Source organism: Micromonospora sp. NBC_00898 (genome assembly GCF_045207895.1).
In the GTDB taxonomy this organism is placed as follows: Bacteria; Actinomycetota; Actinomycetes; order Mycobacteriales; family Micromonosporaceae; genus Micromonospora.
In genome coordinates, this window is the sequence record NZ_CP108775.1 from 1,806,908 (window position 1) to 1,826,304 (window position 19,397).

Genomic DNA, 19,397 nt, shown 5'->3' on the forward strand with positions numbered 1-19,397 from the left:
GGATTGCCGGTGAGGGGCCAATTGTGACAAGTCAGGTTCGCACACGTCGAAGAGTCGTGTGCGCAGCCATCACCGGTATCATTGCCGCCGGGTCGCCGGTCGCATTCGGTACCCCGTCTGTCTACGCAGCGGACACGAACACGTCCGCCAATGCCGTCATTGTCTGGGACCGTAACGCGCAAACCGCAATCTGGGATGTGGCGGGTCAGCAGCCGCAGGTCCAGGCGCGCAGCTTCGCGATGGTGCACGGGGCCGTGTACGACGCGGTCAACGCCATCGCCGGGCGGCGTTACCAGCCGTACCTGCTCGCGCCGCCCACCAACGGCCGGGAGTCGGTGAACGCGGCGGTCGGGACCGCCGCCTTCCAGGTGCTCAGCTCCTTGTTCCCGTCGCAGCAGGCCCGGCTTCAGACGCAGTACGACGAGTGGCTGGGCACGATCCCCCACGGCATCGCGAAGCAGCGAGGGATCTCCGTGGGCAGCCAGACCGCCGCCGCGATGATCAGCGCCCGGCAGAACGACGGGGCGTTCGGCGACCCGACGTGGCCGGTCGGCACCGAGCCCGGTCAGTGGCGGCCCACCCCGCCGACCAATGCCAATGACGGGGCGTGGGTGGGGAACCTCAAGCCATTCATCATCCCCAGCGCATCGATGTTCCGTTCGTCCGGCCCGCCAGCGCTCACCAGCGACCAATACGCCCGCGACTTCAACGAGGTCAAGGCGATCGGCGCGGCCAACAGCACAACCCGGACGGTCGATCAGACGCAGGCCGCGATCTGGTGGCACGACCGGCACCTCGGAGAATGGGAGATCAAGCGCCAGCTCGCGACGACGCAACGGCTGAACACTCTGCAGACAGCGCGGATGTTCGCGATGGTCGACCTCGCCGAGGCCGACGCCACGACCGCCTGTTACAACGAGAAGGGCGCCTGGATGTTCTGGCGGCCGGTCACCGCGATTCAGTTGGCTGACACGGATGGCAACCCGGCCACCGTGGCCGATCCCGATTGGCTGCCACTCCTCGTCACGCCCCCGCACCCCGACTTCACGTCGGGGCACACCTGCTTCACCGCGGCGAGCATGTCGGCACTGGCGTACTTCTTCGGCCGCGACGACATCCCGTTCAGCGCATACAGCGAAGCCTCGGGTACCACCCGGTACTTCGGCAGCTTCTCGCACGCCATCGCGGAGGTCATCGAGGCCCGCATCTGGGGCGGCATCCACACCCGCACGGCCGACATCGAGGGCGCGAAGATCGGTGCGCAGGTCACTGCGTACATGATCGACAATTACTTCCGCCCGCGACTATGACTGGCCGGGCATGACGCGACGCCCGGCCCGAGCGCCGATCCGGCACTCGGGCCGGGCGTGGCCCCGCGAGTACGCCGCCGGCGGCGCCCACCCCTGGCGATCACCTTCATGGTCTCAGGGCCCGCAGTCATCGCTGGCCCTGATGCGGCTGCAGTCGAGGTGGCCAGGCCACATTTTCGGGTAATCACCGCGCTTGTCGGGCACGTCACTCTCTCCCGAAGCACTGCGACACGTTTGATCGCATCGTGTTTAGTCGACTGGTCGTCTAGGCCCGATTCGATCCATCGACTGCTGCACCACTCCCGCTTCGATCGGAGTACCGCCATGAAGGAGTTCCTGGTAGAACTCACCACCAACGTTCCTGAGGGCACCGACCCGGCCGAGGTCGACCGACGGCGCGCCGCTGAGGCGGTGCGCGCTGCGGAGCTTGCGGCGGAGGGTCACTTGGTGCGGTTGTGGCGTCCAGCCGGCGAGCTGCGCAGCGTAGGTCTGTGGCGCGCTGCCGACGAGGGCGAATTGCACGAGAAGGTCCTCGGTACTCTGCCGCTCCGTCCGTGGATGACGCCGGTTGTCACGGCGCTGGAGCCCCACCCCAACGATCCGGGCATGGCTGGTGGGACTGCGTGAGAATGGCGCTCCCGGCGCCGGCGCTCTCGTCACTGCTGGCGGCCGGCAGTCAGTCCGCTGTCCTGGCCGCCGCCGTGCTTCACATCGGCTTCCCGCAGCGCATGCCGAACGTCTCGTCGGTCACCGACCCTCGGGCGGCCCACACCGCTCGGTATGACCGATAACGAGCCTCCCGTCGTCGGTTCGGTCGGTCCCCGTCGCATCAGCGGGCAGTGCTGGGGGCCGCAGCGGCGACGTCCTTTGTCAGTGCTCGGTGCTGATCCTGGATACGTGGTACTGGCGAATTCGCCAGGTACCCCCGCTGAGCTGGAGGACCAGCGACAGGTACACGGGGGCTTCCCAGCCGGTGGGGTCCCGGAAGGTGACGTGTGCGAACCCCCCGGCTGTCTCCTGGCCGATCGTGTACGTGTGCAGCAGGGTCACGTCGGCGCTGCGGTTGTCGGGCACTGCCTCGTAATAGGCGTGTATCGCGTCCCGACCGACCAGGACCTGAGGTCCGAAGCCCTGGAACAGGGCATCCGGGGTGAACAGATCAGCCGCGGCCGCCACGCGGTGGCCGTCGAACGCGGCCTTCCATCGGGCCAGCATCTCGTCCATCGGGCCACTTGTCATTGAGGCTCCTTACGTCGGTCTTGCTCACGCTCGGGCGCTGAACCGCAGTCAAAGGAAACCTATATCGCCTGGCGAGGGCGTATCAGCAGGTCATCAGAGCGGTAAGCGCCACGCCGGTGTTCCACCGCTGGCGTGATCTCGTACAGGCAGGCTCGCCACACCACACGATCTCGACGAGATCTTCAGCCTGCGCTCCGCAGCCTGGCTCACCACCACGAACTGGCCGCCGCCGATCCCGACCGGGCGGAGTCGGTCATGTGCAGCCATGTACGCGCGGCATGCAACCTCGATTGGCCGCGGCGAAGGCCCCCCGATGGCAGGCTGTCGGCGACATCGGGCTGATCGCCGCGCAGTGCCGCGGCCTGCCGGGCCCGAACCGGCGCCGGACCGGATATCTGTCCGGTCCGGCGCATCCTCAGCCGGCGGGCGGAGTCGCCGCACGACGACGATGCTCACGTCTCGGGCAGCCAGCCACGCTCCCGGGCACGCCAGCCCAACTGCAGGCGCGACTGCGCCCCCGCCGTCTCCATCAGGTGCTGCATCCGGCGTACGACGGTGCGCCGGCTCATCCCGAGGCGAGCCCCCGCCGCCTCGTCGGTCATCCCGGCGACCAACAGCGACAGCAGTTTGCGGTCCTCATCCGAGATTTCGCCCCGCGCGGTAGGCGCGCCGGTGCCGGACAGCGCCAACGGGCTCGCCGCCGCCCACACCCCCTCGAAGAGCGCGATGAGCGCGTCGAGCAGCGCGCACGAATGCACGAGCACCGCCGCGTCCTGCGCCGCGTCCGTCCAGACCAGAGGAAGCAGGGCCAGCGTGCGGTCGGCGATGGCGAGCTTCGTCGGCACGGCCGGCGCGAGGCGGGCCAGTTCGCCGGTACGGACGTGCTCGGCGGTGGCCGCCAGGACGGCCGGGTCGGCGAGGGCGTCGATGGTGTAGACGACGCGATAGGTGAGCTGGGAGGCCCGTTCCAGCTGCACGCTGTTGACCGCCTTGGCGGCCGCGTACGGCGGCGCGGCCAGCAGCCGTACCTCTGTCCTGGCGACTCGCTGCAACCGGTCGAAGGCCCGTTGCACGCTCGTCTGGCCCTGGACGATCTCGATGAGCTCACCCGTACGCCGTCCGGCGGTACGGTCGCGGGTCTGGGCCGCCAGCGTGTGCGCCGCCTCGCGGACCTGATCCAGTTCGGCGTGTCGGCGCTGGACCAACTGCTCGATCGCCTCGTCCGGCGGAACCGGCACGACCAGGCCGTGCGGCGGTGGCTGCGGTGCACCATTCCCTTGCGGTGCAGGCCCGTCACGGCCCGGCTGATCTGCGTGGCGGACCGTCCTGTGCGTCTGGCCAGTTGGTCAACGGTGGCACCGCCGTGCCGGAGCAGTGCGAGGTAGGTCGACTCCTCGGCGGCGGTGAGTCCGGCGGATTCAAGCAAGGTGTGGGCCTCCCATCGTGCGGCGAGTGCGGGACCGGCGGGCGGTTCGGCGGCGGGCGGTGTGGCTGGTCGGACGGTGGCGCACCTGGGCCAGGGCGCATCTACGCCGCAAAATGATCTAGCCCCGGGTGGTGCCAAGTGTGACACTCTGCCGAGCTCATCTCCACCCGGCAGGACCGCGGTCGGAAGGTGGCTCCTGTCGTGACCTCACGACAAGACCAAGAATCGCCAGTCTAAGAAGAGGGTGGATGTCTGTGCATCTTCTCCGGTCACCCCGGCACGCCGCCCGGAGGGCGGCAGCCGGTGCCCTCACGGTGGTGGGGATAGCCGCTCTGGCGGCCGTGCTCCCGTCATCGGCGCTCGCCGCACCGCAGCCGGCCACCGAATCCGGCCCCGCACAGCAGCGCTTCGAACACCACACGGTCGCCCTGGTCACCGGAGACACGGTGACGGTCAGCCGCGGGCGCAGGGGCATCACCTCGTACAGCGTCACCCCCGGCCCCGGACGCCAGGACATCACGTTCCTGACCCGGTCCTCCGGCGACGGCGCCGTCTCGGTCATCCCCTCCGACGCGCTGACCCTGCTCGCCACCGACCACCTGGACCCCCAGCTGTTCGACCTGGGCGCGCTGATCGACAACGCCGCCACCGACGGCGGCGACCTGCCACTGCTCGCCCAGTACGGCAAGGCGGCCACGGCCGAGCGGTCGAACCAGGTACGGGCCATGCTCGCCAACACCGCCCGGACCACCCGCACCCTGCCCCGGCTCGGGCTGAACGCGGTACGCGTCGCGCCGAAGAACACCGGTCGCATGTGGCGCGCAGTCACCGGCGGCGAGAAGACCGCCCACCGGCTGCGCGGTGATCTCGGCAAGCTCTGGCTGGACCGCCGAATGACGGTCTCGCTGGAACACAGCGTGCCCCAGATCGGCGCCCCCACCGCGTGGCAGGCGGGGCTCACCGGCGCGGGCGTCACCGTCGCCGTGCTCGACACCGGCTACGACATCGACCACCCCGACCTCGAGGACGCGGTCATCGCCTCCGCCGACTTCGTCGGCGAGGGCACGATGGACGACCACGTCGGACACGGCACCCACGTGTCCTCGACCATCGCGGGCAGCGGAGCGGCCTCCGCCGGGTTGCGCAAGGGCGTGGCGCCCGGTGCGAAGCTGGCCGAGGGCAAGGTCTGCAGCGAGGACGGCTGCCCCTGGTCGGCGATCCTTGCCGGCATGCAGTGGGCGGCCACCGAGGTGCACGCCAAGGTCATCAGCATGAGCCTCGGCGGCGCCGACACCCCCGGTGTCGACCCGCTCGAAGCCGCGGTGAACGACCTGTCGGCCCAGACCGGGGCGCTCTTCGTCATCGCGGCGGGCAACGGCGGCTGCGGGTACGGCCTGCACCCGATCGGCTCACCCAGCACCGCCGACGCGGCGCTGAGCGTGGCCGCGGTAGCCGGGAACGACTACATCGCCACCTTCTCCAGCTGCGGTCCCCGCACCGGTGACTACGCGTTGAAGCCCGAGATCAGCGCACCGGGCGTGAGCATCACCGCGGCCGTCCCCGGCGGCGGTTACGGGACCCTCAGCGGCACCTCGATGGCCACCCCGCACGTCGCCGGCGTGGCGGCGATCCTGGCCCAGCAGCACCCCGACTGGACCGGTCAGCAGCTCAAGGCCGCCCTCATGAGCAGCGCGGCCGAGGTCCCCTGGGCGAGCACGCCGTCGACCCGGTACGGGACCGGACGAGTGGACGTGCCCCGGGCGATCGCCGCCCAGGTCACGCCGAGCGTCGGTGCCGTCAACGTCAACCAGCCCTGGCCCCGTCCCGCGGCCCCGGTCACCCGTACGGTCAGCTACCGCAACGACGGGACCGCGCCGGTCGTGCTCGACCTGGCCGTGTCCTCGGTCCCGACCGCGCTGGCCGCGCTGAGCGCCTCGCGGCTGGAGGTGCCGGCCGGCGGCAGCGCCTCGGTCACGCTCACGGTGGGCAGCCAGGGCGAGGCCGAGGACTACTACCTCGGCGCCCTCACCGCCACCGTCGACGGGACCCAGGTGGCGCGGACCGCCCTGACGTACCACCAGGAGGCGCGCTACGACGTCTCGGTGAACCTGATCAACCGGCTCGGCGAACCCGCCGAGGGCGGTGTCGCCGTGGTGAACGGCACCACCGGCGAGTTGACCTGGTTGACCGTCTCCGGGGGTTCGGCGCGGGCGCTGCTGCCCGCCGGCCGGCACTACCTCCTGACCACCGTGTACCCGGGTGGGCCGGAGGACATCACCTTCACCCACGGGATCGTGCCGATCACCGTCACCGACGAGACGGCCATCCTGCCGGTGACCGTCGACGCCCGCCTCGGCAAGCAGGTCAGGCTCGATGTCTCCGACCGTTCGGCCGAGCATGTCATGACGTCCGTGGACCTCGCCCTCGACGTGGCGGGCAAGCGCCTGGCGCACGGCGGCGCCTTCGGCCTGGAGGGCGCCAACTACGTGCTTCCGCTGGACGACCCTGCCGTCACGTACAACGCGCGGGCGGTCTTCGACAAGAAGGGGTCGACGGCGCAGTCGCCGAGCCCGTACCACTACCGGGTCGCCGACGTCCGCGACGGCATCCCGACCGACCCGGTGCGGACCGTGGCCAGGGAGGAACTGGCCCGGGTCGTCATGAACTTCAAGGCACCCGGCGCCACCTCCAGCGGATTCGCCTCGGTCGGCATGGTCAGCGACGGCGGGCTGCCCACGCTGTCCGTCGAGGGCCCCGTCAACTATCCGTCGACCACGACCGAGTACCGCTCGCCGGGCAGGTACGAGAGCGACATCCGGATCGGGGACGACTGGATCTTCGCGCCGGCGAAGGCCGTCAGCCTGGATCAGGAGAACGGGGAGACCTGGAACAACGCGATTCTCGGGCCGAATTTGGACAACACGACCGGGGCGCGCCGGGAAGACTTCATGTCGATCCCGAGCATCCCGTGGTTCGTCGACGCCGAGCCGCGCACCTTCGGCTACAGCCCCGCGTCCGGCACGCTCACCCTCAGCCGGGACGGACAGCAGGTCACCCAGTGGCCAGCCAGTCAGTGGGGCTACGTCTACGGGCTGCCGGCCGAGGAGTCGACGTACACCCTGCAGGCGAGCGTCAGCCGGGACGTGCCGTTCTCGACCCTGTCGAACAGGATCGAGACCGAGTGGCGGTTCACCGCCGCGGGCACCGGGTCGTATGTCGCCAACCCGCTCATCGTGCCCCGCCTGGCGGCCGACGGCCTCGACGAGTACAACCGGGCCGGCGGCGGGTCACCGACCAAGGTGCTGATCGGCGTGGGCGGCCAGCCCGCCGGCGGCGCCCAGGGCACCCGGGTGGAGCGGGCGGAGGCGTCCTTCGACGAGGGCGGCACCTGGCAGTCGTTGGCGGTCACCGCCGGGCCGGAGGGAAAGTTGGGCAAAGTCATGGTCCGCAACCCGTCCGCATCAGGCTACGTCGCGCTGCGCGTCACGCTGGCCGACCAGGCCGGCAACCAGGTCACGCAGACCGCCTACCGCGCGTATGAGGTGCGGTCCCGGTAACCGCGCGACCCAGGCCCGAGAGGCTCATGACGCCGCTCGGGCCTGGGTTGACCGGCGAGGCGGTAGCCGTGGCCGGGCCTGCCCTACGGTGGTGCGGTCGATTGCGATGGAGCGGTAGGCTGTCGGAGCGGTAGGAGATGGCCGATGTCCGTTGGCCCGGCCCAGCTGCCGCTTTCTCCCCGAGCTGCCACCGCATCAGCCGGGCCCTGCCGCTGTGAATCCTGGAGTGCATTTTGAAAGACCTGACGCCGCCTTCCCGAGATCCCTTCAATGGAGAGGAAGACGGGCACACCGACCGCGACAGCGGGCGGGCCGTCGACGTGAGCGCAGCCACGATGACCCGCTTGCGTACTCCGTTCGGGTCCGGCGACACCGACCGTCGACGGGCTGACGAGACCGGCCGACACTAGATCTCGCTGGACCGCGGCCCTCGTCGACGCGCTGACACGCCGCTGGGAAACCAGCCGGGCCCACCGTCGGGACACCACCGTCCGACGGCTGGCCCGGTAGCCTGACACCCCGGGACGGGTTGGTGACCGGATGCTGCACGCAGCGCGTGCCGGGCTGGGTTCTGCCGGTCGATTCGCCTATCCGATGTGGTACGGCGGGAACGAATGGAGCTGGCCGAGGGCACGGATGAGTTCAGGCGTACTCGGGCATCGCTTCGGGGCCGTGGGTCGAGCTTGTGGAGAGGTGGCCGGTGGAGTTGGTCGAGGGCGGGCCGCTGTCGGCGTACCAGCCCGCCGCGCTGGCCGTCGCCCAGCCGGTGACGGAGTGAGCCGTGGGCCCCGACCACTCTCCCCGCGATGTCCACATGGTCGGTGTCGGCATCGACCGGTACGCGGCTGGGAGCGAGTGGAGCCTGGTCGGGCCGGTCGACGACGCCATCCGGTTCGCCCGCCGGTTCGTGGCCCGGGGGGTACCACCGGAGCAGGTGACCTTGATGCTGGCGCCCGATCCCGGTCCGGACGCCGTCCCGTCGGGAGTCGTCCTGCGGTCCGCCGACCGCGCGACCGTCCGCGACGTGCTGCTGCGGGAGCTGCCGACCCGACGCGAATCCACCCTCTACGTGATCTGGGGCGGCCACGGCTACGTCGACACCGGCCGTCACCGGCGGCTCTACTACGCCGATGCCACCGCCACCGATGCCGGTGCGCTCGACCTCGATTCCATGCTCGCCACGTTCGCCTCCGACCTCGTTCCGGCGTTCGACCGGCAGCTGTGGATCGTCGACGCCTGCCAGCTGCACGAACGCCCGCAGGCGGTGCGCTCGACCGGCAACGAGACCTTCCCCGCGGGCGATCCGGTCGTCGGCCGGACCCAGGACGTGCTGTTCGCCGCTGGTCTCGGCCAGGCCGCTGCCAACCTGCGCGTCCGGCGTACCGGACTGTTCAGCCGGGAGATACTGCGACTGCTGGAATCCGGCGCCCCGGACTGGCTCGGGGAGCCGGATCGGCTCGTGAACACGCTGCGGGAGCTGTTCGCCGAGCTGCGGGCGAGCGGGCTCACCGGGCAGACGCCCACGTACCTCTGGTACCGCAACGCGCTCGGCGACGAGGGTCTCGTTCTCGGCAGGCCCGAGGCGGGGCGTCCGGCTCCCGCGGCGCCCGCTTCGCCGCCACCCACCGTGCTGGCCCCCCTCGTGGACGCGCTGCTTGAGATACCGGAGTTCCTGCGGCCGAACGACCGGGAAGAGATCCTGTCCCTGCTGCGGGGACAGGTGTACGCGGCGATCCGGCGGAACAGCGGGGCGCGGCTCGACACCATCAGTGTCGTTCGAACCTGTCTGCGGTATCCGGGTGCGCTGTCGGAACTCGTCGAGGCGGTCCGCTTCTTTGCCACCGACGACGTGGCGATGGCCCGCGTCGAGGATGGCGCCGCCCGGCTGGCGGCGTACACCTGACCCGGACGGCGCGGCCCGCCGTTTCGTCCACATCAGACTGGCGGTGAATCCGGGTTGCCGGGCCCGTTGCTCGATGTGACGCTTTCGTTGCGCTGCAGACATGAGCAATGATGGACCTGTCGACTGTCATCGTCGGAAGGGTTGCCGTACATGGAGGAAGGCCTCGCCGGTATCGAGTCCGAGCTGCTCGACCTGTCAACGGTGAACGTCGCGACCCTGCGATCCGTTGACCTCACCGGCATGACTGCGGCGATCTCGCGGGTGCGAGAGAGAGTTGCCGATTCGGGGGGCAGCGTCAGCGGCTACAACGGCTCCTTCCCGAGCCGGATGCGGCCTGCCGGGCCGGATTCGGAGGAACATGTCGTCTGATCCCGTGCCGTTAGGTCCGACGTACCTCGAACCCGAGCACTTCCACGCCCTGGCGACCGGTGCCGGAGATGAACGGGCCATCGCGGCGCTCTGGCGATCCGAGCGCAGTTGGCGGCTGATCGTGCTGCGGGCCCTCCTGGACAGCTGCGCCAGCCGGCCCGACGCCGCCGGCCCGCTCGCGCCCGTCGCCGACGCCTGGCAGCTCCTGGGCCAGGCGCATGGTGCTGGTCCGGACGTCACCGAGGACGTCCTGGCCCAGCCACAGGTCGGCATCTGGGCCGCGCACACCCTGCGTCGGCTGCGTGACGATGCCGACCTTGCCGTGCCGCTGTGGGTGGACGTCGGATACCTGCACGCCCTGGCGGCGGCAAGCGCTGTCCGGGCGGGCCTCTCCTTCGACCTCGACATCCCGGCGCGGCAGGGTGCGGTGGTGCTGCCCACCGTGGGCTCCGCCTCGATCTCGTCGGACGTCCCGGTCGTCCGGGTGCGGGCCCGTGACGGGCAGGTCGACCTGGTGACCGGCGCACGGACCGTCCGATGCGTGGCCGGTGACCCGGACTGGCATGAACCGACGATCGTCGAGGTCGGTGCGGACGGCGTCGGCCTCCGGGTCGAACTGCTCGATCGTGACGTGTACCGCGACCTGCGGGGCCCCTCGTCACCCCAGCCTCTGTCGGCACCCGAGATCGCCCGCTGGCGTGCGTGTCTCGCGCAAGCCTGGGAGTTGCTGGTCCGCGAGCAGCGCACCCGGGCCCTGGCGATCAGCGGGAGCCTGCGGACCCTGGCACCCCTGCCGCGCCGGGATCGGTTCCGCCAACTGTCCGCGTCCGGCGCCGAGGCCTTTGGCGCCGTCCTGCTCTCCGAGCCGGACGACGCGGCACAGCTCGCAGTGACCCTGGTGCACGAGTCGCAGCACCACAAGCTCGGCGCCCTGTCCCACCTGATCACCCTCTGCGAGGGCGGCGACCGTATCCGCTACTACGCCCCCTGGCGGGACGACCCCAGGCCACTCGTCGGCGTTCTCCAGGGTGCGTACGCCTTCGTCGGCATCACCCAGTTCTGGCGGGTGCACCGACACCATGCGCCGCCCGCGGACCGGGCCGCTGCGGACTTCGAGTTCGCGCTGTGGCGGCGGCAGACCGTTGGCGTCCTGCGGGTGATGACGGCGTCCGGCCGGTTGACGGGGCACGGCCAGCGGTTCGTCGAGACACTGCACGCGGAACTGGAGGCGTGCCAGGAAGATGCGGTGCCTGCCGCAGCGCTCCGTGCGGCTCACGCCGTCGCCCTCGATCACCGCGCGATGTGGCGGGGTCACAACGTATGCCTGGACCCCGTCGACCGGGACGCGCTGGCCGCGGCCTGGCAGCGCCGTGACCCGGCAGCGGAGGCGGTCCTCGCCGTCGGCGGCCGGAAGGTGCTGGCGGCGCCGCCGGCGGGCCTGCTCGACGCCCGGGCCGTGCTCCGGAGATACCTGCTGGTCGACCCGGACGCGTTTGGCCGCCTGTGCGCCGTACCGGACGAGGTGCGGGCCAGGGTCGCGGGCGCCACCCCGGCCGACCTCGCCCTGGTGGCCGCCGACCTGGAGCGGGCGCGCGCCGGTTACCTCGGCGAGCTGAGGCAGGACCCGTCGAGCGTGCACGGCTGGGTCGGTCTCGGCCTCACTCAGGTCGACCGTCCCACCGATCCGGCGACGCGCGCCCTGCTGGGTCGCCCGGAACTCGTCCTGGCCGTCGTCCACGGCCTCCGGTCGCGGCACGGCGCAACGGCGGCCCTGGATCCGCTCGAGCTGGCCAACTGGGTCGGTCGCGGGGTTCCGGACCGTGAGCTCGACACGTTCGACCCGGCGGGTTGGCTGGCCGCCTGACCCGCCGGGTCGGAGGTGTGCCGCTACAGGGGGAGCGGGTCGATGTCGCAGTTGGCCCGGACGCCGGCGCCGACCGCCGCGACCGCCGGGTGTCGTACGCCAAGGGCCTGCCGCAGCTGCTCGAGACCCTTGTCGAACAGCATGCTCGCCTCCGCCTCGCGTCCGACGTCCCTAAGGTCCATGGCGAGGTTGAGCGCGCACACGAGCGTGGTGGGATGGCTGCTGCCGAGCACCTGACGACACTGCGCGAGGGTCTCCACGTCGAGGGCGTGGGCGTCCGCGTAGTCGCCGAGCTCGTAGTGGTCGCTCGCGAGGTTGATCCGGGTGGCCATCACCAGGGCGTGCGACTCGCCGAGCCGGCTGGTCAGCCGCTGCAGCGCAGCCTGGTCGAGCTCACGGGCCTGTTCGCACTCGCCCAGCAGCCGAAGTGTCACTGCCAGGTCCGCCTGCGCGCCCGCGGTGTGCGGGTGGTCCTCGCCGTACAGCAGGCGCAGACCCTCCACCGCGACCTCCGCCGCCTCCCGCGCGGTACGCAGGTCGCCGGTCAGCCGCTGGTCGATGGAGAACGTCAGCGTGGCGAGCACGGTGTCCGGGTGGTTCTCGCCGTAGCGGGTACGGAAGCGGCGTAGCACGTCGCTCGACAGGTCCAGGGCGTCGTGGTGGTGACCGGCCTTGCGCCGGAAGCTCGCCAGCATGTGGCTCTGCCGGAGGAGATCCGGGTGGTCGTCGTACTTCAGCATCCGGCGGGCCGTCGCGACGACGTTCTCCTGGTTCGCGTGCGCCGCGAGGTAGTCGCCGAGCTCCCGGCGGTCGAGGTTGATGCCGCCGAAGGTGCTCAGGCTGTCCGGGTGGTCGGTGCCGTAGATCTGCACCAGGCGCAGGTAGGTCTGTTCATCGAGCTGGAGGGCCCGTCCGAAGAGGCCGGACAGCCGCATGCTCACCGCGAGGTTGTGCGCGGCGCGCAGCGTGAACGGCTCCTCCTCGCCGAAATTCTGTTTCGCCCGCTCGTAGACGACGAGCGAGCGGTCCAGTGCGCCGGCGAAGTCGCCGGCGACGCGGTGGTCGGCGGCGACGGCACCGATGGCGTACAGGGTCTCCTCCTGGTCGTCGCCGAGGGTCTGCCGGTACAGCTCGAGCGTCCGGGCGTTGAGCGCGGCCGCGGCGGCGTAGTCACCGACGACGAAGTGCATGAAGCCGAGCCAGCTCGCCATCCGAAGGCTGTCCGGGTCGGCGCCGTCGTCGCCGGCGGTCCAGGCCGTCCACGCCCGCTGCGAGAGGTCACGGGCGCCGAGGTGGTCACCCCACCGCCACAGGTACTTCGTCTCGTTCAGCACCATGTCCCGGACGAGTTCGTTCGAGCACTGCTCAGCCTCCGAGGCGACGATGTGCGGATACAGCTCGGCGTACCGCGGCCAATGATCGGCGTCGTCGGGCTGGTCGGGGTCGTTGCCGGCGAGCAGCATGTGGGCGCCGTGCCGCATCGCCTCCCGATCCTCCGGGTCCATCTGGTTGATCAACACGCGTTGGACGAGACGGTGCATCTGGAACGAGTTCGTCCGGTGGTCGATCCTGGCCAGCGACAGTCGGCCGATCGTGCGGATCGCCCGGTTGAGACGGATCGGGTTGCGGACGAGGGGATCCAGGTCGGGGTGGATGCGGAGCGCGCGCGGCTTCGACAGGAGCACCTTGCCGATCGGCTCGGGAGCGAAGTACGAACACACCTGCAACAGCCGCAGTGCTGAACGGTCCTGGTCACGTAGCCAGTTGAGCGACACGTTCCACGCCGCGGCGACGAGCTCGGGGTAGTCCTGCTGCGTCGTCGTCTTGTCGTCGAGCACCGGACGGTTGGCGGCGAGGAGTTCAAGATACTCGTCAGCCGGCATCCTCGTCTCGGCGCGCCAGGCCGCCGCCTGCTCGATGGCCAACGGAAGGTCGCCCAGGGCCGCGGCGAGCCGATCGGCGTCATTGACGGCCAGGTCCGGCCCCCGACGACGGAGCAGTTCGATGCTCTCCTGCCGCTCGAACACGTCGACCGGAAGGCTGTTCGCGACTTCCCGCCACGCCCCATTGCGGGAAGTGACCACGATGCTTCCCGGGCCGCCCTTCGGGAAGAACCGCTCGACGTCGTCCGGGTCCTCGGCGTTGTCGAAGATCAGCAACCAGTTCGAGTACGGACGGCCGATCCGCAGCGCCTCCAGCACCGCCGGCACGGCCGTGTTGGCGGTCGACGGCACCGGCAGGTCCAGGCGCGCCGCCAACTCCACCAGGGCGGACTGGATCTGAGCCGGGCGCTCGGCCGGGATCCACCAGATGAGGTCGAAGTCCTGCTGATGGAGGTAGACGTACTCGATGACGAGCTGAGACTTGCCCACCCCGCCGGCGCCGTGCACCGCCTCGGGCAGCACGGCGGTGGTGCCGGCGCGTAGGCGCTGATGCAGGGAGTCGAGCAGATCGCGCCGACCGGTGAAGTTCGTGTTCCGCAGCGGCAGGTTACCGACGACCGCCGGTAACTGCCCGTCGAGCCGCTGCCCGGCCTGCAGGTCGTGGGTCGGCGCCCGGCTCGGGGTGATGCCCGGTTCGGCGTCCAGCGTGGCGTGCGGTGTGGTGCCGAACGAGACCCCCGGGTCCGGCGATTTCACTCTGTCAGACATTCCGGACTCCATGGTCCTGTGAGCGGTAACGGACGACGGCTGCATTACTCGACGTATCTGCCGTGGAATGGGCGAGCCGAGCGCCTGGCCCAGCCGTACGGCCGCGACGAGGTTCGGCCCGCCCAGGGAGAGGTGAACGGCCAACTCGACCCGGAGATACGGCTCGGCGGCCGGAGTGACGCGCTCGTACGACGCGTTCCGCGGATCCTTGATGCGAAGGGTCAGGTTGCGCACCGCCTCGACGTCGTGCGCGAGTTCGTACTCCACGACGTGCTGGACCTCGACGGTGCGGTCGCGGTACCCGAGCGTGAGGAGCCGCTCGCGGACTCCGTGCACGAACTCGTACCTGATGCGGGTGTCGCTGGTCGCCGCGCCCCGGTGCGGGACGGGGCGCACCAGATCGCTCGTCAGCACCTCGGTCAGCTGCGCCGGCCCCGACCGGACCACGGTCCGCAGCAGGGCGCGGACCACCCGGGCGTTGAGCGGGGCGGCCGCCAGCCGGGTCGCCAGCGTGAACGATGCCGGCGACACGGTGGCCCGGAAGCGGGCGACGAGATCGTGGGCGGTGCGCGACCGGCTCGGCCGGTGTGCGGTCGACCCGTCGGGTGGCAGGAGCAGCGCGGGCATCCGCACGTCGCCGGTCACCGGTTCGGCCAGCAGCCGGCTCCACCGCTGCAACCAGTCGGTGCCGCGTTCGATGACCGGCACCGCCGTCAGCCGGGCGTCGTCCTGTTCGTCGACGGGGCGAAGGTCCAGACCGCTCACCCGCCACGACCACCGGGAGGTCACCGAACCTGAGCCGTCCGGGCTCCAGGCCACCTCGGTCGTCTCCATCCCCCGTTCGCGCCAACGCTGTTGGGGCAGCAGATTGACCACGGCAACCGTGATGCTGGCGGCCCACGAGGCGAGGACGGGTTGGACGAGCCCGCCGCGCCAGGCGTCCGAACCACCGTGGGTCAGCAGGAGGACGACGCGTCGCCCGGCCGGATCGACCAGATCCGCGGGCGCCTCGGGAACACCGTCCGGCCCGCCGGTCACCCAGAGCGCACCGTCGCCGACGGCCATCCGCCTGACCTCGAGCGAGCGGAAGGCGCGTTGGGCGCGCAGCACCGCGACGAAGGTCGAGATCTCGTCGGCCCAGAACTCCATCACCGGGTCGTCGTCGACGACCACGACGAGATCCCGGCGGTGGCCCGTCGGCTCGATCCGCAACCCGTCGGCCGGTCGGCCCGCGGGGGCGGAGGTCACTGGCAACGGTCGGTTCATCAGGGACCCGTCGTCGCCGGACCGGGCCACGGCGGCCGCATCCAGCGGTACCGGCCGACGGCGCATCCGCCCATCCGACGGGTACGCCGGCTGGCGGCGCTCCCCGTCCTCCACTGGCCGTTGCCCCTCATGCAAGGACCTTTCGCCTGTCGCCGTCGGTGGAGACCGCCCCTCCTGGTTGCCGATCCGGGTCATCGAACAAGATCACAAAGCCGTGCCCCATGTGCTGGTCGAGCCCCTTGGGGTCCTCACTCCACGCCAGCTGCCGCAATTGCGCGGCACGGTTCGGAAGGTCCGTCACCCCTGAGCCCGACTCCTGATCGTCGACCATCGACGCGACAGTCTCGCACAGATCCCTTGTGGACGGAGAGCTACGGTGCCACACGATCGCCGGCACCCCGGATCGCAGCCCGACGAGCAACTGCCGCTCGCCCACGCTGTCGGCGGTCGGGGATTCGCTGAGCACCAGCACGACGACGGCACTCTCGCGTTTGAGAATCGCCTCGAGCTGCACGTCGGCATGGTGCTGCGTCGCGCAGTGGACCAGGTTCCGCTCGCTGGCGCGGTCGGCGAGACCTCGCCAGCGATTCCGCCAGACCCGGTGCCACTGGCTGGCGCGGATGCGCTCCAGGCTCCTGATCACCAGGGGGTACTCCGTGGTCAGGGGGCTCGGCAGCCGTGAATGGAGTTCCTTGCGCCAGGTGTCGACCGGTTCGTTGATCAGCTGCCAGGGCAGGACGAACTCGATGGTCACGGCGCCGGCCTGCTTCGCCCACCGTCGCTCGGTCTCGTTGACGACCTGGTCGACGGCCGCCTCGAGCTCCGCGTACGGGACGTGTCGGTCCTCGCCGCGGATCGGCTGCCACACCCGAGAGGCCCACTGGTACCAGTGCGACATGATGTAGGTGTCGTCGTCGCCGCCGTACTTCTCGAACTGGATCAGCAGGTAGGCGGTGCCGGTGGGGGTCGGAGGGCTCGGCTGGGCGACGTCGACCTGATCCGTGACTCCCCAGTCCTTGGCCAGCTGCGCGGCGAGCTGGCGCATCCGGGACAGCGACGCCTGCGGTACGGCCGTTGCCAGCCTGTCGAGTAGTGGGAGCCAGGGTGGCACCTCACCGTACGAGTTCGCCGACGCGAGATGAGCGAAGAGATGCCACGCGGTCTCGCACCAGGGCGGGGCGGGGGCCGCGCGGGTCTCGGCGACGAACCGCCGCAGCTCTCCGGTCGCCTCGAGCGTGGACAGCAGGCTGCGGAGCCAGGGCACGTCGTAGTCGGAGAACAACGCGACCGCCTGCCACTCGTCGGCCAGCCGCAGGAGCGCGACGGTCTGCTGGCTGCCCGGCTCGAGCAGCTCCAGGCATTCGGCGAGGCAGCGCAGCCCACCCGGCCGATCCACGCACACCGTCACCAGCTCGACGATCTGGGGTCGTAGCAGGCCCAGCTCCCGGTAGCCCAGTGCGCCGCCGAGTGCGTGGCCCAGTTCCTGAAGCAGCAACTGTCGGCTGTTCGGGTCGCGGACGACCGACGACGCCTCCATCACGGTCGCGATCTCTCCGACGAGTCGGCGGCGCTCCTCCGCCAAGGATGGCGAATAGCGCCGCGGGGCCTCACGCACGGGCCCCATCTGATCGCTCGCCGGCGAGGCCTCCACGGGAGGTGGCGGCCGGCGTCATCAGGACGGCTCCGAGCTGAACGGGTCGAGCTTCTCCAGCGCCTCTACCACGTCGGCCGCCTCTCCGGTCACCTCCGCACGCCGCCGCTGGACGCCGTCGTCGAAGATCGCGACCACCCTGACCTGTCCGCCACGACGGCGCAGCAACGTCTGCAGGGCGTACCAGCCGGCGGACGAGCCGATTCCCACGCCGATCTGGAGCAGGGCGTCGGTCACCAGCCCTCGGGACGAGACGAACTCGCATTCCCTGGCGGGATGCCACGTGTCCACCGCCGCACCGGCGGCCTGCAGTTCCTGAATCAGGTCCGGGGTGGACTCGTCGTAGACCGGAATGCCGTCGTCGTCGGCGAGCGGCAAGAAGGTCACGTCGGCGCCGGGTCGCGGGCCGGGGTCGCGGTGGCTGTCCGTGGCGACAATCGAGACCTTTGGTGACATGCGCCAATGGTATTAGCGGAGGCGGCGGCCATGGCATCGCCGTAGTGTCGCCAAGTTGACACTTCCTGATGCCCTTCAATCTTGACTGTCCCTCGTAGGGCTCATTCAGGCCGGCGGCCGGCGTCGCGTCGAGATCGCACCCGACGACAACTCGTCCCCGGTTCCGGCCGGTACGCCGACCCCTGATCACGCAATCGTCGTGACGCCGTTCGGGCCTGGACCGCGGTGTGGTCGCAACACCCGGATCGCGGGGAGTGGCGAGCCTCCAGCCCCGTGAGGCCCGCCCGCTCACCGGCGATCCACTGCGGTCCGCGAGCGCCGGTCGCCCCCTTAGCGGGGATCCACTTGGAACCCGGCGGCGCCCGATGTGCGGCCGGCGCTCAGCAAGCGCAATTTTTCGTCAAGAATCTTCGCCGTTCATCGCGAGCGCTGAATGTGGCGGCAACCTATCGGTGCCACTCAATCGTGGCAGCAGGCGCAACGCCGTCCCGCCCCGCCGGGGGGTAACCATGCTCGGGTCACGCCCACGTCTTTGGATCGGTAGCAGCCTCATCTGGACCCGTCGTTCCGTCCGGCCCATGGCGCTCGTCCTGATCGGCATGCTGCTCTTCACCACCGCCGCCAGCGGAGCGAGCGGCCTGAAGGTGCCGACGGCGGACGGCCGGCGAGCGACCGCCCCGGCCGAGCCGGCACCGGCGCAGCACTGGGGTTCCGCCGCCGGCCAGGATCATCTTGACGGCGCCAACGGCAACCGCACGGTACCCACCTCGCTGCGCTCGCGGTATCCCCAGCACCGGCTGAAGCAGCAGCCGGCGGCCGGGCGCAACGTTGCCCGGGTGGTCGCGCCGCCGGCTCGACAGGCGCGCGGCTTCGACTAGGCGAGCAGTCGGCGGCGAGCGGTTCACCGTGGTCGGCGTGCTCAACCCGGTCCCGCTCGCGCACGAGCTGGACACGGCAGTCCTGATCGGCTGGGAGATCGCCACCGACCTGTTCCGCTTCGACGGGCGGGCGACCACGGTCTACACCAGGTCGCGCGACAGCCAGGTCGAGGCGGTTCACAGCATTCTGGCGGCCACCGCCAACCCGCAGGCGCCCGGCGACGTCAGCGTGTCGCGCCCCTCGGACGCCCTGGCCGCGAGCCGAGCGGCCGATGTCACTCTGAACGGGCTACTGCTCGGCCTGGGCGCGGTCGCGCTGCTCGTCGGCGGCGTCGGCGTGGCCAACACGATGGTCATCTCGGTGCTGGAGCGCCGCGCCGAGATCGGGCTCCGCCGTTCGCTCGGCGCGACACGGGGGCAGATCCGATTGCAGTTCCTGGCCGAGTCGCTCCTGCTGTCCGCGCTCGGCGGCGCGGGCGGGGTGCTCCTGGGCATCGCCGTCACCACCGGATACGCCGGCTACCAGACCTGGCCGGCCGTCGTACCGCCATGGGCGACAGCGGGCGGGCTCGCCGCCACCGTGCTCATCGGCGGCATCGCCGGGCTCTACCCCGCCATCCGCGCGGCCCGGCTTTCCCCGACCGAGGCCCTGGCCGCGTCATGACCGGCGGTCCCACCAGACGGCTTGACCCTTGGCGTGTCGCAGCCCGCGTACCCGATGCGACTGCGGTCATTCATCGGCGTCGGCCCACGCTGCAGTGCTGGTCAAGTTCGCGGGTTGACCCCGGCTGAGCTGCTCATCAGGTCATGATGACCCCGTGCCGGCT

12 protein-coding genes and 2 pseudogenes are annotated in these 19,397 nt (G+C 70.7%); 8 read left to right on the forward strand and 6 right to left on the reverse strand.

The window, feature by feature from the left end; all coding sequences use genetic code 11:
• The first annotated feature begins 56 nt into the window (after positions 1 to 56).
• Together OG799_RS08715 and OG799_RS08720 are read left to right on the forward strand one after the other, a co-directional pair.
• Positions 57 to 1,310 carry a phosphatase PAP2 family protein gene (locus tag OG799_RS08715; protein ID WP_406044534.1) on the forward strand — a complete coding sequence of 418 codons (1,254 nt, stop codon included), beginning with the start codon at positions 57 to 59 and terminating at the stop codon, positions 1,308 to 1,310.
• A gap of 324 nt (positions 1,311 to 1,634) precedes the next feature.
• On the forward strand, positions 1,635 to 1,937 hold the full coding sequence (locus OG799_RS08720) for a muconolactone Delta-isomerase family protein (RefSeq protein ID WP_406044535.1): 303 nt from the start codon (positions 1,635 to 1,637) through the stop codon (positions 1,935 to 1,937).
• 243 nt (positions 1,938 to 2,180) lie between these two features.
• Here the strand turns inward: OG799_RS08720 and OG799_RS08725 are convergent, their stop codons facing one another.
• The 3 genes and pseudogenes from OG799_RS08725 to OG799_RS08735 form a co-directional block, all read right to left on the reverse strand.
• A complete protein-coding gene (locus OG799_RS08725; protein ID WP_406044536.1) occupies positions 2,181 to 2,534 on the reverse strand; it encodes a YybH family protein in 354 nt (117 codons plus the stop codon).
• Positions 2,535 to 3,001: 467 nt separating this feature from the next.
• Positions 3,002 to 3,787, reverse strand: a complete 786-nt coding sequence (locus OG799_RS08730) for a transcriptional regulator TrmB (protein WP_406044537.1) — start codon at positions 3,785 to 3,787, stop codon at positions 3,002 to 3,004.
• Between the two features lie 23 nt (positions 3,788 to 3,810).
• Positions 3,811 to 4,122, reverse strand: a pseudogene (locus tag OG799_RS08735) (helix-turn-helix domain-containing protein); the annotation flags it as partial.
• Between the two features lie 101 nt (positions 4,123 to 4,223).
• On the opposite strand from OG799_RS08735, the gene OG799_RS08740 reads away from it, so the two are divergent.
• The 4 genes from OG799_RS08740 to OG799_RS08755 all read left to right on the forward strand — a co-directional run bounded on the left by OG799_RS08740 (position 4,224) and on the right by OG799_RS08755 (position 11,668).
• Positions 4,224 to 7,532, forward strand: coding sequence for a S8 family serine peptidase (locus OG799_RS08740; protein WP_406044538.1), 3,309 nt, complete (start codon positions 4,224 to 4,226; stop codon positions 7,530 to 7,532).
• Between the two features lie 781 nt (positions 7,533 to 8,313).
• Positions 8,314 to 9,435, forward strand: a complete 1,122-nt coding sequence (locus tag OG799_RS08745) for an effector-associated domain 2-containing protein (RefSeq protein WP_406044539.1) — start codon at positions 8,314 to 8,316, stop codon at positions 9,433 to 9,435.
• A gap of 150 nt (positions 9,436 to 9,585) precedes the next feature.
• Positions 9,586 to 9,804, forward strand: a complete 219-nt coding sequence (locus OG799_RS08750) for a hypothetical protein (protein WP_406044540.1) — start codon at positions 9,586 to 9,588, stop codon at positions 9,802 to 9,804.
• Complete coding sequence (locus OG799_RS08755; protein ID WP_406044541.1) at positions 9,794 to 11,668, forward strand: aKG-HExxH-type peptide beta-hydroxylase; 1,875 nt, start codon at positions 9,794 to 9,796, stop codon at positions 11,666 to 11,668. Before OG799_RS08750 ends, OG799_RS08755 begins: the two co-directional genes overlap by 11 nt.
• 23 nt (positions 11,669 to 11,691) lie before the next feature.
• On the opposite strand, the gene fxsT is transcribed toward OG799_RS08755, so the two are convergent.
• The 3 genes from fxsT to OG799_RS08770 all read right to left on the reverse strand — a co-directional run bounded on the left by fxsT (position 11,692) and on the right by OG799_RS08770 (position 17,692).
• Positions 11,692 to 15,651, reverse strand: a complete 3,960-nt coding sequence (gene fxsT / locus OG799_RS08760; protein WP_406044542.1) for an FxSxx-COOH system tetratricopeptide repeat protein — start codon at positions 15,649 to 15,651, stop codon at positions 11,692 to 11,694.
• 61 nt (positions 15,652 to 15,712) lie between these two features.
• Complete coding sequence (locus OG799_RS08765) at positions 15,713 to 17,236, reverse strand: effector-associated domain 2-containing protein (RefSeq protein WP_406044543.1); 1,524 nt, start codon at positions 17,234 to 17,236, stop codon at positions 15,713 to 15,715.
• A gap of 21 nt (positions 17,237 to 17,257) precedes the next feature.
• Entirely contained in the window at positions 17,258 to 17,692 is a 435-nt protein-coding gene (locus OG799_RS08770) for a hypothetical protein (protein WP_406044544.1), read from the reverse strand.
• 578 nt (positions 17,693 to 18,270) lie between these two features.
• On the opposite strand from OG799_RS08770, the gene OG799_RS08775 reads away from it, so the two are divergent.
• Both OG799_RS08775 and OG799_RS08780 read left to right on the forward strand, forming a co-directional pair.
• A complete protein-coding gene (locus tag OG799_RS08775) occupies positions 18,271 to 18,570 on the forward strand; it encodes a hypothetical protein (protein WP_406044545.1) in 300 nt (99 codons plus the stop codon).
• A gap of 16 nt (positions 18,571 to 18,586) precedes the next feature.
• Positions 18,587 to 19,234 (forward strand): annotated as a pseudogene (locus OG799_RS08780) (ABC transporter permease); the annotation flags it as partial.
• Between the last annotated feature and the right edge of the window lie 163 nt (positions 19,235 to 19,397).

Bases quoted from the DNA above. Each gene is read 5' to 3' on its own strand.
- fxsT (WP_406044542.1), bottom strand. From the start codon at position 15,651: ATGCGCCGTCGGCCGGTACCGCTGGATGCGGCCGCCGTGGCCCGGTCC.
- OG799_RS08755 (WP_406044541.1), top strand. From the start codon at position 9,794: ATGTCGTCTGATCCCGTGCCGTTAGGTCCGACGTACCTCGAACCCGAG.
- OG799_RS08720 (WP_406044535.1), top strand. From the start codon at position 1,635: ATGAAGGAGTTCCTGGTAGAACTCACCACCAACGTTCCTGAGGGCACC.
- OG799_RS08770 (WP_406044544.1), bottom strand. From the start codon at position 17,692: ATGTCACCAAAGGTCTCGATTGTCGCCACGGACAGCCACCGCGACCCC.
- OG799_RS08750 (WP_406044540.1), top strand. From the start codon at position 9,586: ATGGAGGAAGGCCTCGCCGGTATCGAGTCCGAGCTGCTCGACCTGTCA.
- OG799_RS08740 (WP_406044538.1), top strand. From the start codon at position 4,224: ATGTCTGTGCATCTTCTCCGGTCACCCCGGCACGCCGCCCGGAGGGCG.
- OG799_RS08725 (WP_406044536.1), bottom strand. From the start codon at position 2,534: ATGGACGAGATGCTGGCCCGATGGAAGGCCGCGTTCGACGGCCACCGC.
- OG799_RS08775 (WP_406044545.1), top strand. From the start codon at position 18,271: ATGGCGCTCGTCCTGATCGGCATGCTGCTCTTCACCACCGCCGCCAGC.